This window comes from Mannheimia haemolytica, assembly GCF_004342115.1.
In the GTDB taxonomy this organism is placed as follows: domain Bacteria; phylum Pseudomonadota; class Gammaproteobacteria; order Enterobacterales; family Pasteurellaceae; genus Mannheimia; species Mannheimia haemolytica.
On sequence record NZ_SMAC01000041.1, the window covers coordinates 1 to 16,038 of the forward strand.

Sequence of the window (16,038 nt, forward strand, 5' to 3'; positions counted from 1 at the left end):
GCGTTTTAATCACAGTGACTTAAAATCTCAAATATCCTTTTTAAAACAATTGGTTAAGGGTAGTTTAGGTTAGTTATCTAGGACAGCCCCAAAATAAATTATAACCAACCTTTACGTTTAAAATAAAGATAAGGGGCGGAGGCGGCAACAATCATTAAACCAATCGCCATAGGGTAGCCATATTGGAAATGAAGTTCCGGCATAAATTCAAAGTTCATACCGTAAGTAGAAGCAACCAGCGTAGCAGGTAGGAACATCACTGACACCACCGAGAAGAATTTCATAATTCGGTTCTGCTCAATATTGATATAACCCATTGCCGCTTGCATTAAAAAATTCACTTTTTGGAACAAGGATTCATTGTGCGGTTGCAGAGATTCAATATCTCGCATAATGTCACGGGCTTGTTCTAGCTGATTATTCGGCAAACGGGTTTTACGCAGTAAGAAACTTAACGCCCGTTGCGTATCCATCAAACATAAACGCACTTTTGAACTTGCATCTTCAAATTCAGTTAAGCGAGAAAGGGCATCATTGAAATTCTCATTTTCTTGCTGACCGTTTAGAATAACCCGACTTAATTTTTCTAAGTCAGCATAGACTTCTTCAATTACGTCTGCAAGCTGCTCGATTTTGGTCTCAAATAAATCGAGTAAGAGTTCATAGGCGTTGCTGTCAATCAATTTCTCACGGCGGGAACGCATTCGATACAAGCGAAATGCGGGTAAATCCCGATCACGCAAGGTAAACAAACGCCCGTCACGAATAGTGAAGGCGACAGTGGCAATATCGGCGTAATCGTCATCATCTAAGCAGTAAAAGAACGAGTGCAGGTGCAAACCGTCTTCATCTTCAAAGAAACGGGCAGACGCCTCTAAGTCTTCCAATTCACGTTCTTCAGCGAGTGTTTGGTCTAAGCGGTTTTCTAATACGGTTCGTTCAGCTTCTGATGGATCGATGAGATCAATCCAAATCGCATCATTTAATAAAGTTGGGTTAGTTTCATCAACGCTGATTAAACATGCGTTATCTAGTCCAAAAGCACGGATCATGTTTAGCTCCAAATAGTTAGGAGGCTTGGAACAAAAAGGAACAAAGATACTAGGCGAGCATTACCGACCTTGTCGGTAACATTGAGGTTAGACAAGATAGGTTAAACGGGTAAGTATCGACTATGACTGTCCAAAATGTGTAATCCTCAAGAAAAAATAGTGTGCGAATGTTACAGAATTTGGCTTTTCTAGTCAAGAAAGCGGTTATTTACTTAAGAAAATTTGCAAAAAATTAAAGAAAAACGACCGCTTTTTTGCTATGGTTACGCCTAAATTTTGCAACTAGAGACAAGAAAATGAGCGATGTAGAACAATTAGCACCTAAAGATGAAGTGCAACAATCGGCAGAAACCACCCACTTTGGGTTTAAAACCGTAGCGAAAGAAGAAAAACAGCAACTGGTCGCAAATGTGTTTCACTCGGTGGCAGGCAAATATGACCTAATGAACGATTTGCTTTCTTTCGGCATTCATCGAGTGTGGAAACGCTTTACCATTGATTGCAGTGGCGTGCGTAAAGGGCAAAAAGTGCTGGATCTTGCCGGCGGCACGGGTGATTTTACCGCAAAATTCTCTCGCATTGTTGGTGAAAGTGGTGAGGTGATTTTAGCCGATATTAACAGCTCAATGTTGGAAGTCGGGCGGGAAAAATTACGCAATTTAGGCGTGGTTGGAAATGTGAGCTACGTTCAAGCGAATGCCGAATGCTTGCCTTTTGCTGATAACACTTTTGATTGTATTGTGATTAGTTTTGGCTTGCGTAATGTTACCGACAAAGACAAAGCCCTACGTTCAATGTTCCGCGTGCTAAAACCGGGCGGTCGCTTACTTGTGTTGGAATTCTCAAAACCGATTATCGACCCAATCAGCCAGCTTTATAATTTCTACTCATTCAATATTTTGCCGAAAGTGGGCGAAGTGGTGGTAAATGACGCCGAAAGTTACCGCTATTTAGCTGAATCGATCCGAATGCACCCGAAACAAGACGAGCTAAAAGCAATGATGGAACAAACTGGCTTTGAAAGCGTGAATTACTACAACTTAAGTGCCGGCATTGTGGCATTACACAGAGGTTATAAATTTTAGTTTTCTCTTAAATGACTCTCTCCCTTTGTGGGAGAGAGACCGCTTATGAGCGTTTAGCGAAATAAGCAGAGAGAGGGGGCAAGCGGTCATATTTATTCAATATTTTGCAAATACCCCTCTCCCTGATTTTGCTTCTTAATGAAGAACAATCTATCCTTCTCCCAAAAGTGAAGAGGGTAAGTAGGTACGAATGTTAAATAATGTAAAACAACAATTAATGCTCCCGCAATTTACCTTTGGTCTGATTGAAACCGCTTTTAATGCGTTACTTAAACGCTCGCCTCATATTGAACCGAATTTGCGTAAATTGTCCGGAAAAGTGCTAAAAATCGCCCTAACTTCGCCTAAAATCGACTTTTTTGTGTTGTTTAGCGAAAGCCGAACCGATTGGCTTGGCAACTACGAGGGGGAAGCAGATTGTACGGTGCAACTGGCATTTGACACCCTGCCGAAACTAGCGGATAAGCAAAAATTAACCGAGCTGATTAATAATAAATCGTTGGTGCTGACGGGCGATATTCAAGTGTTGCAACATTTCACTGCATTACTTGAACAGCTCGAAAAAGACCCTGCCGAACTGCTTTCCCCTTTTGTTGGCGATGTAGTGGCTCAAACTAGCACCGATCTTGCTAAAAAATTGCTAGGTAAAGTAAAAGCTCAATTTGAGCAAAATAATCAACATTTGGTTGAGAATTTAATCCAAGAAAGACCGGTGTTGGTGCATCGTTTACAGGCGGTGCATTTCTATGACCAAGTCGAAGAACTTGCCCAACAAGCGCTCAAATTAGAGCAAAAATTTACTCACTACGTTCGCTCTTCGAGCCATCAGCAAAGCTGATGTTCAAACGCAAGCGTTTGTGCAAAATTAAATTTAACAAAATAAAATTGTGATATGACTCGAAAAGTTGAGTGAAAGAAATTGCCTCCGGATAGATTAAGCATAAACTTAATCCAAAACGGAGGCTTTTATGTTAATAGAAACAACGATGATCTAAGATATTAAACAAATTATTGCTCAAGCTCGTGAAAATGCGGTTCGTGCGGTAGATTTCCAACGTGTGCTGATGTATTGGCACATCGGAAAACGGATTTTTGAACAGGAGCAACAAGGGCAAGAGCGTGCTGATTATGGAACATACCTGATTAAAATGCTCGCAAAAGAGCTTGAGCCAGAATTTGGAAGTGGTTTTTGTAGCCGTCAATTAGAGCGTTATCGCCAGTTTTATCGTGCGTTTCCAATTGCGACCGCACTGCGGTCGCAATTGAATTGGACACAATATCGTCGTCTAATTCAAATCTCCGATTCTGACAAAAGGGAATTTTATTTGGCTGAAAGTTGTAAGAATAATTGGAGTTCACGCCAGCTGGAACGGCAAATTAATAGTAGTCTATACGAGCGATTATTGCTCAGTAATGATAAGGAAAGTGTGCTTGCTGTTGCCAGAAATGAGCAGCAGCCGGTTGATCCGAAACAGCTCATTAAAGACCCGATGGTATTGGAATTTCTCGGACTAAAACGGGAAAGTGCTTATTACGAAAAGGATTTAGAGCAAGCCATCATTACGCATTTGCAGGATTTTCTACTAGAATTGGGTAACGGTTTCTCGTTTATCGCACGCCAAAAGCGTTTGCACCTAGACGGTGATGATTTTTTTGTCGATTTGGTTTGTTACAACCGTTTACTTCAATGTTTTGTGATTTTTGAAATTAAAACCCACAAGCTCACCCATCAAGATTTGGGGCAATTACAGATGTACGTCAATTATTTTGACCGAGTTGAAAAACTGCCGCACGAAAATGCCACTATTGGTGTCTTGCTTTGTGCCGATAAAAATGATGCGGTGGTAAAATTTTCGCTACCGGAAAATCAGAATAAAATTTTTGCCAGCCAATACCAACTTTACCTCCCCTCTGAACAAACACTTATTGCGGAAGTACAGAAAGAAATTGAGAATTTTGAGCAGAAATACCCATAGTAGCCCAACAAGCGGTTAAATTTTTACAGAATTTTGCTAAAATCTTCCTAATTACCATTAAATATATATTTCAATGAACATCAAAAATCTCAACCGCTTTTACCATATTATCCGCACTTTTCTTCGCTATGGTATTGATGAAGCCATTCCGAATCTGCCAATTACCCGCAAAATAAAGCTAGGGCGTAAGGCTTTGTTTTGGGTGAAGAATCAACATTCAGACAAACCTTACGGTGTACGTTTACGTTTGGCTTTGCAAGAGCTTGGACCGGTTTGGATCAAGCTCGGGCAAATGTTAGCTACCAGACGTGATCTGTTTGCACCGGAGCTTGCCGACCAGCTCGCCTTGCTACAAGATAATGTTGAACCGTTTGACGGCAAAATCGCTCGTCAAATTATCGAGCAGGCTTTGGGCGGAAAGCTTGAAACTTGGTTTGAAAACTTTGATGAAACTGCCTTAGCTTCTGCTTCGATTGCACAGGTTCACACGGCAAAATTTAACCAAAATCAACCGCTTGCAGGCAAAGATGTGGTGTTAAAAGTGATTCGCCCGGGCATTGAGCCGGTGATTAAGGCGGATTTAGAGTTGATGTATGAAATTGCTCACTTTATCCCGAAATTATCGAATGACGGCAAACGGCTACGGGCGGTTGAAGTGGTGCGAGAGTACGAAAAAACTATTTTAGACGAGCTGGATTTACGCAAAGAAATGCACAATGCCATTCGGCTTCGGGCGAATTTTGAAAATAGCGAAATGCTGTATGTGCCTGAAATGTATCAAGATTTTTGCCATAAAAACTTGATTGCGATGGAGCGGATTTATGGCATTCCAGTGTCTAACATTGCCGAGTTGGAAGCGAACAGCACCGATATGAAATTGCTGGCAGAGCGTGGTGTGCAGGTATTTTTTACCCAAGTATTCCGTGACAGTTTTTTCCACGCCGATATGCACGCCGGCAATATTTTTGTGAACAGAGAACACCCGGAAAATCCGCAATATATCGGCATTGACTGCGGGATTGTCGGCACGTTGAACCACAATGACAAACGCTATTTAGCCGAAAGTTTTGTCGCATTTTTCAACCGAGATTACCGCCGTGTTGCCTTAATGCACGTGGAATCGGGCTGGACGCCGCCGGATACCGATATTGATAAATTTGAGCAAGCCTTTCGTGAGGTATGTGAGCCGATTTTTGCTAAGCCGTTATCGGAAATTTCATTCGGACACGTTTTGCTCAACCTGTTTAATGTGGCAAGAGAATTTAATATGGAAGTGCAGCCGCAGTTGGTGTTGTTGCAAAAAACACTTCTTTATATTGAAGGTTTGGGCAGGCAGGTTTATCCACAGTTGGATTTATGGCAAACCGCAAAACCGTTTTTACAAAACTGGCTGAATGAGCAGGTAGGTGTGAAAGCGATGGTTCGAGACATTAAGCAACGTTTACCGCAATATCGGGAGCATTTTGCGGAGTTTCCGGAGGCATTGTTTAAAGCCTTACAAGAGCAAAAGCAAATTAATTTCCGTTTAGCGGAAATTAACGAAAGTTTAAAAGCACAGAATTCAAACGCAAATAGCCGTTTTCTTGTGCTGTCAATTTCAGCGATTGTGATCTGTGGCGCATTTTGGAAATTTGAATCTTTGCCGATATGGCTAAGTGTGCCGTTATTAACTTTATTTCCACTGGTATTGATTTTGAGTCAACGCAAATAAGCGGTTGTTTTTGACAAATTTTTTGCAAAATTACTTTTTTATATGTCAAAGTAACATATAATAAACAGCGTTTTATTTTATCTATTCCCTATTAAATGAAAGGAGTTTTTATGGGCGGTATTAGTATTTGGCAGCTTCTGATTGTGGTTGCAATCATCGTATTACTTTTCGGTACGAAGAAATTACGTACTTTAGGTTCGGATTTGGGCGAATCTGTAAAAGGCTTCAAAAAAGCAATGGCAGATGAGAAAAAAGATGCTGAATTTGAAAAAGTGGAAGCAAAAGATGCAATTTCAGCAGAGCAGAAAGCAAAAGAGAAAGAGCAGGCTTAATCCGTGTTTGATATAGGTTTTTCTGAATTAGTACTGATTATGATTGTGGGCTTGGTGGTGCTAGGCCCGAAACGTATGCCGATTGCGATTCGTACCGTAATGGGCTGGGTGAGTACAATTCGAGGTTTAGCCGCAAACGTACAAAATGAACTGGCTCAAGAGCTGAAACTGCAAGAATTAAAAGAGAGCATTAAAAAGGCAGAAGAGTTGAATTTAAGCTCCCTTTCGCCAGAATTAAATAAAACGGTGGAAGATCTGAAAATGTCAGCCACCCAGTTGCAAGATTCGCTTAATTCTGCAAAAAATGAGTTGGAAAAAACGGCTGCGGAAAGCAGCACAATTCCTAAATTAACCGATGAGCAAGTCGCAGAAATTCAGCAAAAAATCGAGCAAGAAAGCCAGGTGTTAGAGGCGCAAGAATTGCAAAAAAATGCGCAAAATAAACCGCTTGAAGTGGATAGTTTATCTGAGCAACTTAATGTTACGCGGACAGAAAAGCCACTTTCGGCTGATGAGCTGGCTGAACAAGCAGAAATGGACGAATCGCTTTTAACGTTGGAATCTTACTATCCGCCAGATGATGATTTAGCTACGCCTCAATCATCAGAATCAGCGCAGAAATCGGAGGCAAATAATGTCGCAAGTTGATGAGTCTCAACCTCTGATTACACATTTAATTGAGCTGAGAAACCGATTACTGCGTAGTTTTATCTGTGTGCTCTTGGTGTTTTGCGGATTGGTTTACTGGGCCAATGATATTTACACCTTATTGGCAACACCTTTAACGGACAATTTACCAGACGGTGCAACAATGATTGCAACCAATGTAGCCACTCCGTTTTTTACCCCAATTAAATTAACCATTGTGGTTTCGGTGTTTTTATCAGTTCCTTTTATTTTGTACCAAATTTGGGCGTTTGTCGCCCCTGCTTTATACAAGCAGGAAAAGCGTTTGGTTTACCCATTATTGGTATCTAGCACATTGCTGTTTTATTGTGGTGTCGCTTTTGCCTATTATATTGTGTTTCCGCTTGTATTTGGCTTTTTAACCTCTACCGCTCCGGAAGGGGTAACAATGGCAACGGATATTAGTAGCTATCTTGATTTCGTTTTAACCATTTTTATGGCATTCGGGATCTGCTTTGAAGTGCCGGTTGCGATTATCTTGTTATGTTGGGCAGGCGTAACCACACCCGAAGATTTAAAGGCAAAACGCCCTTATATTATTGTGGCAGCATTTGTAATTGGTATGTTGCTCACCCCACCAGATATTTTCTCGCAAACATTATTGGCAATTCCAATGTGTTTATTGTTTGAAGTTGGTGTGCTATTTGCTCGGTTTTATCGCCCCAAAGATGATGATGAACCATCAGAGCAGGTTGCACAGTAATATTTTGAAAAGGCATAGCACCTGTTTGCTATGCCTTTCTTATTTCAAGAATAGGTATTTTAAGAATTAGGAAATTAAAAATGCAAGTAATTCAATCCCAATATCCTTTATGCCGTATGCGTCGTTTACGCAAGCACGATTTCAGCCGCCGCTTAGTGGCAGAAAATCAACTTACCGCTAATGATTTGATTTACCCTGTTTTTGTCATCGAAGGGGAAAATCAGCGAGTACAAGTGCCTTCTATGCCGGGTGTAGAGCGTTTAACTATCGACCAGCTTTTAGTTGAAGCCGCAGAACTGGTTAAATATGGCGTGCCTGCGGTGGCTCTTTTCCCTGTGGTGGGTGATGCGAAAAAATCACTGATGGCAGAAGAGGCCTATAACCCGCAAGGGTTGGCACAGCGTGCCGTGCGAGCTTTAAAAGCTCAATTTCCGGAATTAGGCGTGATTACTGATGTGGCGTTAGACCCGTTTACCACGCACGGACAAGACGGCATTATTGATGAAACAGGCTATGTACTGAATGATGTGACTACTGAAGTATTGGTAAAACAGGCGTTATCGCACGCAGAAGCGGGGGCGGATATTGTTGCCCCGAGCGATATGATGGACGGTCGAATCGGCAAAATTCGTGAAGCCCTTGAGCAAAACGGTTTTATCAATACGCAAATTATGGCGTATTCGGCTAAATATGCGTCTAATTATTACGGACCGTTCCGTGATGCAGTAGGTTCTGCCGGCAACTTAAAAGGCGGTAATAAATACACTTACCAAGTCGATCCGGCTAACGGCAACGAAGGCTTGCACGAAGTGGCGATGGATATTCAAGAAGGGGCAGATATGGTGATGGTGAAACCGGGTATGCCTTATTTGGATATGGTGTGGCGTGTGAAAGAGAATTTTGGCGTGCCAACCTTCGCCTACCAAGTTTCGGGCGAATACGCGATGCATATGGCGGCAATCCAAAACGGCTGGCTGAAAGAGCGTGAGTGCATTATGGAGGGATTACTCTGCTTTAAACGGGCAGGAGCAGACGGTATTCTAACTTATTTCGCCAAGCGAGTAGCGAAGTGGCTATACGAAGAGGCTCAAGCGAAATAAATACTAGCAAGAGGTGGTTCTAGTGCAAAATCGTTCGTGAATGCAACTTTTTTGCTAAAAATGACCGCTTGTAAAGCCTATATATTTGTTGGTTTTCAAGCTATAATAACGGATTATCATTTAATTGATTGAGAATAATAAAAATATGAATAGTAGAATTTTAGCAACGGGAAGCTATTTACCGACAAAGGTGCGTACCAATGCTGATTTAGAAAAAATGGTCGATACCTCTGATGAATGGATCGTAACCCGTTCCGGCATTCGTGAACGCCGTATTGCCGAGCCTGACGAAACAGTGGCAACAATGGGGGCAAAAGCCGCTCAACAAGCACTGGAAATGGCAGGAATTGAGGCAAATGACATTGATTTAATTGTGGTGGGAACAACTACCAACTCCCACGCTTACCCAAGTGCAGCTTGCCAAATTCAAGGTTTGCTTCAGATTGAAGATGCGATTGCTTTTGATGTGGCGGCGGCTTGTACCGGCTTTGTGTATGCTTTAACTGTCGCTGATCAATTCGTGCGTAACGGGCAAGTGAAAAAGGCATTGGTGATTGGTTCAGACATCAACTCCAGAATGCTGGACGAAACCGACCGCAGCACGGTTGTGTTATTTGGTGACGGAGCAGGGGCGGTGATTTTAGAAGCGAGTGAAGAGCCAGGTATTATTTCGACCCATTTACACGCTTCGCCGGATTTAGAGAATAACTTAACTTTAAGAAGCCAAAAACGTGGCGAAGAGCGTTCCGGCTTTATTGAAATGCAAGGCAATGCTACTTTTAAAATTGCGGTAAACCAACTTTCAAGCGTGGTAGAAGAAACCTTAGAAGCGAATAATCTACAAAAATCCGATTTAGATTGGCTGATTCCGCACCAAGCGAATTTACGCATTATTACCGCAACGGCGAAAAAATTAGAGATGGAAATGGATCAAGTGGTGGTTACCCTTGATAAATATGCCAATACAAGTGGAGCAACAGTGCCGGTGGCATTAGATGAAGCGGTGCGTGACGGGCGAATTCAACGTGGGCAATTACTACTCCTTGAAGCATTCGGCGGTGGCTGGACTTGGGGTTCGGTATTAGTGAAGTTTTAAGGCAAGAAAATGTCAGAAAAACAGACTTTTGCAGATAAAAAACGTAAAACCGTTGAGCAAGCCGAGTTTACCGAAGATGGGCGTTATTTACGAAAAGTGCGGAGTTTTGTATTACGTACCGGTCGTTTGAGCGATTATCAACGTGATATGATGAACAACAACTGGGCAAATTTAGGCTTAGATTACCAGCCAATGCCCTTTAATTTTGAGCAGATTTTCGGCAATAACAACCCGGTAGTGTTAGAAATCGGCTTCGGAATGGGAAAATCGCTGGTGGAAATGGCAGAGCAAAACCCGAATCGCAACTATATCGGCATTGAGGTGCACACGCCCGGGGTGGGGGCTTGTATCGCTTATGCGTTAGAAAAAGGCGTGAAGAATTTAAGAGTAATTTGCCACGATGCCACCGAAATTTTGCGAGACAGCATTGCTGACGGTACATTAGGTGGCTTACAGCTTTACTTCCCAGACCCTTGGCAAAAAGCAAAACACCACAAACGCCGTATTGTGCAGCCTGAATTTATCAGCCGTGTGATCAGAAAATTAAGCCCTAACGGCTTTATTCATTTTGCCACCGACTGGGAAAATTACGCAGAACATATGCTTGAAGTATTACGCCAATTTGAGAGCGAGTTGCAAAATACATCAGCAACTAATGATTTTATTCCACGTCCGGATTTCCGCCCGCTAACCAAATTTGAAGAGCGAGGGCATCGTTTAGGACACGGGGTGTGGGATTTATATTTTACAAAGAAATGATTTATTCATAGAGGAGAGAAAAAATGGCTATTCAACGTAACGCACGCCAACGTAAAAAAATGCACTTAGGTGAATACCAAGAATTAGGTTTCTTAATTAAATTCACCTTTGCTGAAGGCACAGGCATTGACCAAATTGATGAAACCGTAGATCGTTTTATCGATGAAGTGATTCGACCAAACGGTTTAGCCCTTGAAGCGAACGGCTACTTAAACTGGGAAGGTTTAGTCTGCTTAGAAAAATTAGGCAAATGTGATGAATCTCACCGCCAATTAGTGAAAACTTGGTTAGAAACTAACGGCTTAAAAGAGGTTCAAGTGAGCGAATTATTTGATATTTGGTGGGACTACCCAGCACAAGCTTAATTTGCCTAGTTAATTTAATAAGATACAAGCGGTCAGATTTTACTGAAAATTTGCAAATTTTTTCTAAAAAACGACCGCTTGTTTTGTATAGAAAGAGAAAAAGAGATGGAATTTTTAGCTCCTGTTATTTCGCTTATTGTTGGCTTTTTAAGTTTTGTGCTGGTGCTAAGAACTTGGCTGCAATTTTGTCGGGTTGATCCTCGTTTACCGATTTCACAAACCTTACTTAAAATTACCGAACCGATGGTTTCACCGGTTGGCAAGCTGATTCCAACCGTTAAAAATATTTGCTTTCCGGCACTATTAATTGCCGCCGCTTTGGTAACGTTACAGTTTATTCTGTTTGGCGTAGATTTACCCAGAGCAGTATTAATCGGCTTATTAAGTGTGGTCAAAACCTTCGGACAAATTCTATTTTTCACCACCTTGATTCGTGCATTAATGAGCTGGGTCACTCAAGGCAACCACCCATTAGACTACACGGTAGCACAAATTACCGAACCGGTGTTAGGTTTTATCCGCAAGCTCCTGCCAAGAACGGGAATGTTAGATTTCTCGGTAATGGTGCTAGGTTTCGGCTTATTGCTACTAAATAGCTTGTTCTACCAAATTTTTGGTGGACTATGGGCTGCGGCTTAAATCGGATTTCTAAAATCTAAAAATAAGCTCCTTAATCTAAAAGATTAAGGAGCCTTGTCTTATTTATCCTTTATGGGGAACCTTGTTAGCTGATTTTACTGTACGATGGCGCGAGCGTCCACGCTCGTGCCAAAACAGTATAACAATTTATACATAATTAACCGCTTGTACCATTTATTAGATAGCACTAGCGTGGACGCTAGCGCTATCGTTTCTTATTTACCCGCTCTGATTTGATTTAAAAAACGTTTAGTTCGTTCGTGTTGTGGGTGGTTAAACAGTTGCTGTGGCGAGCCTTGTTCAACGATTTCACCGCCGTCCATTACCACCACTACATCGGCAACATCAAGGGCAAATTTGATTTCGTGAGTAACCACGACCATTGTCCAGCCTTCATTTGCCAGTTCTTTCATCGTATTTAGCACGTCTTGCACCAACTCAGGATCAAGTGCCGAAGTTGGTTCATCAAATAACATCAGCTCCGGCTGAATTGCTAATGCTCGTGCAATGCCAACCCGTTGCTGTTGCCCGCCTGACAGTTGAAACGGGTAGAGTTCTGCTTTATCCGCCAGTCCGACTTTTTCTAACAGGGCTTTTGCATTTTTTTGAGCAATTTCGACCGCTTGTTGTTGCACAAATACCGGTCCTTCCATCACATTTTCCAATGCGGTTTTATGCGGGAACAGGTTGTAGTTTTGGAACACCATACCGGATTTGCGGCGTAGCGCTAAAATCTCTTTTTTGCTCTGTTTTACGGCAAAATCAATTTTCAGCGGAGCATTACCACTAAATTCCAATGTGCCTTGCTCGGGCATTTCCAGTGCATTTAAGCAACGAAGAAAGGTGGTTTTGCCTGAACCGGAAGGGCCTAAAATTACTACCACTTGCCCTTTTTGAATATCTAAATCAATGCCGCGTAGAATAGCGTTGTTGCCAAAGGTTTTATGAATATTGCGAATTTTAAGCACAATTCCTCCTTATTTCGCCACAAATCGGTTAAAGCGGACTTCCAATCTCGCCTGAATTAAAAATAGCACCCAGCAGAAGCACCAATAAATCAAACCGGCTTCAATATAAACAGGTAGGAAGTCATAAGACATATTCGCTACCTGTTGAGCAACCCGGAACATTTCGGTTACGGTAACAACGGAGGCAAGAGAGGTATCTTTAAACAGACCGATAAAGGTGTTGCTAAGTGGCGGAACAGCAACTCGAAACGCTTGCGGGGCAATGATACGGCGAAAAGTTTGCATATAAGTCATACCGATAGTATAACCGGCTTCCCATTGTCCTTTTGGCACGGAGGAGATCGCAGCACGGATCGTTTCCGAGCCATAAGCCCCGATATTGAGTGAAAACCCGATAATTGCCGCCGGAATCGGATCGATAAAAATGCCGATTGCAGGCAAACCATAAAACACAATACAGATCTGAACCAACATCGGCGTGCCGCGAATAATCGAGATATAACCTTTTACCAGCCACAGTAGCAAGCGGTGAAAAAAGCCTGTTGCAGGGCTAATTCGCACTAATGCAACTGCAACGGCAATTAACATACCGATAATAAATGAGGCGATTGCCAGCGGAATAGAGACTAAAAATGCCGCTTGTACCATCGGCCAAAAACCGCTTAGCACTAAATCGACCCGAGCTTGGGTCATAAAGGGGATTGAGAGAAGTAGATCGTTTAACATCTGAAAAACCTAAAATCTCCCGTTTTGAGGGAGATTTAAAAATAAAAGGGGCGAATTCGCCCCAAGCCTAATCCAATATGGATTATTGTACACTAATATCTTTACCGAAGAACTGCTCGCCCAATTTTTTTAACGTGCCGTCTTCACGTAATTCTACGATTGCTTTGCTGATTTTCGCTAATGCTTCGTCATTGCCTTTATTCGCAATTAAGCCTGCACCCACTTTTTCTTCTTTTTCCCACACAATTTTTAAGCCGGAATTCGGGTTCTTTTTCAAGTAATCTAATAGCGACAAGTGGCTATTGAAAGTTGCATCGGCGCGTTTTTGTTGAATTAACAGTAAGCCTTGAGCCATACCGTCAATTGGCACGATGTCTGCACCGTTTTCACGGGCAATCTCGCCATAGTTTGAGCTCAAGGTTTGGGCAGTTTTCACGCCTTTTACATCAGCAGGGGTTTTGATTTTAGTTTCATCTTCACGCACTAATAAGGCGGCACCGTCCCAGCTGTAAGATTCGGATTTATCAAATGTCGCTCGACGTTCCGGGCTGGTTAAAGCCACTTGGTTTGCCACTAAGTCAAAACGCTCACCTTTTAAACCGGCTAACATAGCGTCCCATTGTGTCTCTTTAAATTCCACTTTTACGTCTAATTTTTCAGCCACCGCACGGGTTACTTCTACATCGTAACCGGTTAATTTACCGCTCGCATCGTGATAGGTGTAAGGGGCATAAGTTCCTTCCGTACCCACAGTAATAGTCCCTTTGTTGTTTATACGCTCAAGTAGGCTCTCTTTAGCAAATGCAGAAACAGAAAGGGTAAGAGCTAATGCAGCAATTGATAATTTTTTCAACATAATCATTTCCTTTTAATTGGTAAAATAAATTTTTTGCAAATTTAAGGGGAAAATTGACCGCTTGCAAATAACTAAATGGAATAAGAAATAATAAAATCGTTGATGTGGTTAAAATAGGTAATATTGAGAAGATGAAATAAAAAACACCTTAATAAATTAGCTTATTAAGGTGCTGGTTTTTAACGCTGACGAGCTTTAAATCTCGGGTTGGTTTTGCAAATCACATAAAGTTTGCCTTTGCGTCTGACAATTTGGCAATCCGGGTGGCGTGATTTTGCGGTTTTAAGTGAGTTTAAGATTTTCATTTTATCCTCTATTTTTGATTTGAAAGCGTTGAAGCAAAGCCTTTAAATCTATCTTTAAATTGACTTGCACGACCTTCTGTATTCACTTCACGGCGTTTACCTGTGTAAACAGGGTGAGACGCCGATGAGGTGTCTAAGGTGTAAAGTGGGTATTCTTTGCCATCTTCCCATACCATTGTTTTGTTGGTTGCCGCACAAGAACGGATAACCCAGCCTTGTTGCACTGAGGCATCATAGAACAACACTTCACGATAATTTTCAGGATGAATCCCTTTTTTCATATTTTCTCCAGAATTTAGATAAGGTCATTAACCATAATTAAAATATGGGATACATAATATACGAACTTTAAATACAATTCCATAACTTTTTTATGGTGTTTTGTAAAAAAACGGATTTTTAGGAAGAGAGACTCTTTTCGCTGTTAAAATTATGGTAATCTAACGTAGATTTATTTTTTGATAGTGAGGAAATATGAGTAAGAATCCTTATTTAATTGCACCGTCTATTTTATCTGCCGATTTAGCTCGCTTGGGTGATGATGTGGCAGAGGTGTTAAAAGCCGGTGCAGACTTAATTCACTTTGATGTAATGGACAACCACTACGTGCCGAATTTGACCTTCGGGCCGGCGATCTGCAAAGCCTTACGTGATTACGGCATTCAATGCCCGATTGATGTGCATTTAATGGTAAAACCGGTTGAGCGTTTGATTCCGGATTTTGCCAAAGCCGGAGCGGATTATATTACATTCCACCCTGAAGCAACGGAACATATAGATCGAAATTTACAGCTTATCCGTGATTTAGGTTGTAAATCAGGCTTGGTGTTTAACCCGGCAACGCCATTGAGCTATTTAGATTATGTGATGGATAAAGTTGACGTGGTTTTATTGATGTCTGTGAATCCGGGCTTTGGCGGACAATCATTTATTCCGTCCACCTTAGATAAATTGAAAGAAGTCCGTCGTCGTATTGATGAGAGCGGTTATAACATTCGCTTAGAGGTTGATGGTGGTATGAAAATAAATAACATTGCCGACATTGCAGCCGCAGGAGCAGATATGTTTGTGGCAGGTTCTGCGATTTTTGACCAGCCAGATTATCAAGCAGTGATTGCACAAATGCGAGATGAATTACGGAAAGTAGGGTAATCAAATGAAATTTGATTTATCTCTATAGATTAAACACAAACATAATGATAGAATGGAAAAACAGATATATTCTGGTGTATAGGAATAGTCTGGTTTGACCTTTTTATAAAAGGTTGTATTTAAACTTATTTCGATTACACTATTTAACTCTCGCACTTATGCGATATTCACTATAGGAAAAACAAAATGAGCATTGAAGAACGCGTAAAAAAAATCATTGTTGATCAACTTGGCGCGAAAGCAGAAGATGTAAAACCAGAAGCTTCATTCATTGAAGATTTAGGTGCAGATTCTTTAGACACTGTTGAATTAGTAATGGCTTTAGAAGAAGAATTCGATATCGAAATTCCAGATGAAGAAGCTGAAAAAATTACTACAGTTCAATCAGCAATTGATTACGTTCAAAACAATCAATAATCTGAATTAATGTTAGGTGTAGAAGATCAGACTTGATCTGACAATTCACTCTAAAAAGTGAGAGTTTCCCGTTTAGAATATGAGTGTCAAAAATCAATCTAAACAAAAA

At 41.4% G+C, this 16,038-nt stretch carries 20 protein-coding genes and 1 pseudogene; 15 read left to right on the top strand and 6 right to left on the bottom strand.

Going from position 1 to position 16,038, the window contains the following annotated elements; genetic code table 11:
* Positions 1-73: pseudogene (locus EDC41_RS12245) on the top strand (IS1595 family transposase); the annotation flags it as partial.
* Between the two features lie 25 nt (positions 74-98).
* On the opposite strand, the gene corA reads toward EDC41_RS12245, so the two are convergent.
* Complete coding sequence (corA, locus tag EDC41_RS12250; RefSeq protein WP_006249498.1) at positions 99-1,052, bottom strand: magnesium/cobalt transporter CorA; 954 nt, start codon at positions 1,050-1,052, stop codon at positions 99-101.
* A 296-nt stretch (positions 1,053-1,348) separates the two neighbouring features.
* Here corA and ubiE point away from each other — a divergent pair, with 296 nt between their 5' ends.
* The 12 genes from ubiE (at position 1,349) to EDC41_RS12315 (ending at position 11,505) form a co-directional block, all read left to right on the top strand.
* Positions 1,349-2,137, top strand: a complete 789-nt coding sequence (gene ubiE, locus EDC41_RS12255) for a bifunctional demethylmenaquinone methyltransferase/2-methoxy-6-polyprenyl-1,4-benzoquinol methylase UbiE (RefSeq protein ID WP_006251588.1) — start codon at positions 1,349-1,351, stop codon at positions 2,135-2,137.
* A gap of 190 nt (positions 2,138-2,327) precedes the next feature.
* Entirely contained in the window at positions 2,328-2,975 is a 648-nt protein-coding gene (locus EDC41_RS12260; RefSeq protein WP_006249496.1) for a ubiquinone biosynthesis accessory factor UbiJ, read from the top strand.
* A gap of 169 nt (positions 2,976-3,144) precedes the next feature.
* Complete coding sequence (locus tag EDC41_RS12265; RefSeq protein WP_289332338.1) at positions 3,145-4,113, top strand: PDDEXK nuclease domain-containing protein; 969 nt, start codon at positions 3,145-3,147, stop codon at positions 4,111-4,113.
* Positions 4,114-4,186: 73 nt separating this feature from the next.
* Positions 4,187-5,824: a ubiquinone biosynthesis regulatory protein kinase UbiB gene (ubiB, locus tag EDC41_RS12270; protein ID WP_006249494.1), complete on the top strand. Its 1,638-nt coding sequence runs from the start codon at positions 4,187-4,189 to the stop codon at positions 5,822-5,824.
* Between the two features lie 110 nt (positions 5,825-5,934).
* Positions 5,935-6,156 carry a Sec-independent protein translocase subunit TatA gene (tatA, locus tag EDC41_RS12275; protein WP_006249493.1) on the top strand — a complete coding sequence of 74 codons (222 nt, stop codon included), beginning with the start codon at positions 5,935-5,937 and terminating at the stop codon, positions 6,154-6,156.
* Positions 6,157-6,159: 3 nt separating this feature from the next.
* Entirely contained in the window at positions 6,160-6,804 is a 645-nt protein-coding gene (gene tatB / locus EDC41_RS12280; RefSeq protein ID WP_006249492.1) for a Sec-independent protein translocase protein TatB, read from the top strand.
* Positions 6,791-7,546, top strand: a complete 756-nt coding sequence (tatC, locus tag EDC41_RS12285; protein ID WP_006251587.1) for a twin-arginine translocase subunit TatC — start codon at positions 6,791-6,793, stop codon at positions 7,544-7,546. The genes tatB and tatC overlap by 14 nt, the downstream gene beginning before the upstream one ends.
* Positions 7,547-7,626: 80 nt before the next feature.
* The gene (gene hemB, locus EDC41_RS12290; protein ID WP_006251586.1) at positions 7,627-8,646 is read left to right on the top strand and encodes a porphobilinogen synthase; all 1,020 of its coding nucleotides are present in this window, start codon (positions 7,627-7,629) and stop codon (positions 8,644-8,646) included.
* Between the two features lie 145 nt (positions 8,647-8,791).
* A complete protein-coding gene (locus EDC41_RS12295; RefSeq protein WP_020824270.1) occupies positions 8,792-9,742 on the top strand; it encodes a beta-ketoacyl-ACP synthase III in 951 nt (316 codons plus the stop codon).
* 9 nt (positions 9,743-9,751) lie between these two features.
* Entirely contained in the window at positions 9,752-10,501 is a 750-nt protein-coding gene (gene trmB, locus EDC41_RS12300; protein WP_006251584.1) for a tRNA (guanosine(46)-N7)-methyltransferase TrmB, read from the top strand.
* Between the two features lie 23 nt (positions 10,502-10,524).
* On the top strand, positions 10,525-10,866 hold the full coding sequence (locus tag EDC41_RS12305; RefSeq protein WP_006249486.1) for a YggL family protein: 342 nt from the start codon (positions 10,525-10,527) through the stop codon (positions 10,864-10,866).
* Positions 10,867-10,971: 105 nt separating this feature from the next.
* Entirely contained in the window at positions 10,972-11,505 is a 534-nt protein-coding gene (locus EDC41_RS12315; protein WP_006249485.1) for a YggT family protein, read from the top strand.
* A 215-nt stretch (positions 11,506-11,720) separates the two neighbouring features.
* Here the strand turns inward: EDC41_RS12315 and EDC41_RS12320 are convergent, their stop codons facing one another.
* The 5 genes from EDC41_RS12320 to EDC41_RS12340 form a co-directional block, all read right to left on the bottom strand.
* On the bottom strand, positions 11,721-12,473 hold the full coding sequence (locus tag EDC41_RS12320) for an amino acid ABC transporter ATP-binding protein (RefSeq protein WP_006251583.1): 753 nt from the start codon (positions 12,471-12,473) through the stop codon (positions 11,721-11,723).
* Positions 12,474-12,482: 9 nt separating this feature from the next.
* Positions 12,483-13,199: an amino acid ABC transporter permease gene (locus EDC41_RS12325; RefSeq protein ID WP_006249483.1), complete on the bottom strand. Its 717-nt coding sequence runs from the start codon at positions 13,197-13,199 to the stop codon at positions 12,483-12,485.
* Between the two features lie 82 nt (positions 13,200-13,281).
* The gene (locus EDC41_RS12330) at positions 13,282-14,055 is read right to left on the bottom strand and encodes an amino acid ABC transporter substrate-binding protein (protein WP_006249482.1); all 774 of its coding nucleotides are present in this window, start codon (positions 14,053-14,055) and stop codon (positions 13,282-13,284) included.
* A gap of 179 nt (positions 14,056-14,234) precedes the next feature.
* Complete coding sequence (gene ykgO / locus EDC41_RS12335) at positions 14,235-14,360, bottom strand: type B 50S ribosomal protein L36 (protein ID WP_006249481.1); 126 nt, start codon at positions 14,358-14,360, stop codon at positions 14,235-14,237.
* An 8-nt stretch (positions 14,361-14,368) separates the two neighbouring features.
* A complete protein-coding gene (locus EDC41_RS12340) occupies positions 14,369-14,641 on the bottom strand; it encodes a type B 50S ribosomal protein L31 (RefSeq protein WP_006249480.1) in 273 nt (90 codons plus the stop codon).
* A gap of 193 nt (positions 14,642-14,834) precedes the next feature.
* Between EDC41_RS12340 and rpe the strand changes: the two genes are divergently transcribed.
* Together rpe and acpP are read left to right on the top strand one after the other, a co-directional pair.
* Complete coding sequence (gene rpe / locus EDC41_RS12345) at positions 14,835-15,512, top strand: ribulose-phosphate 3-epimerase (protein WP_006251580.1); 678 nt, start codon at positions 14,835-14,837, stop codon at positions 15,510-15,512.
* Positions 15,513-15,698: 186 nt separating this feature from the next.
* Positions 15,699-15,929: an acyl carrier protein gene (gene acpP / locus EDC41_RS12350; RefSeq protein ID WP_006249478.1), complete on the top strand. Its 231-nt coding sequence runs from the start codon at positions 15,699-15,701 to the stop codon at positions 15,927-15,929.
* Positions 15,930-16,038: the final 109 nt, after the last annotated feature.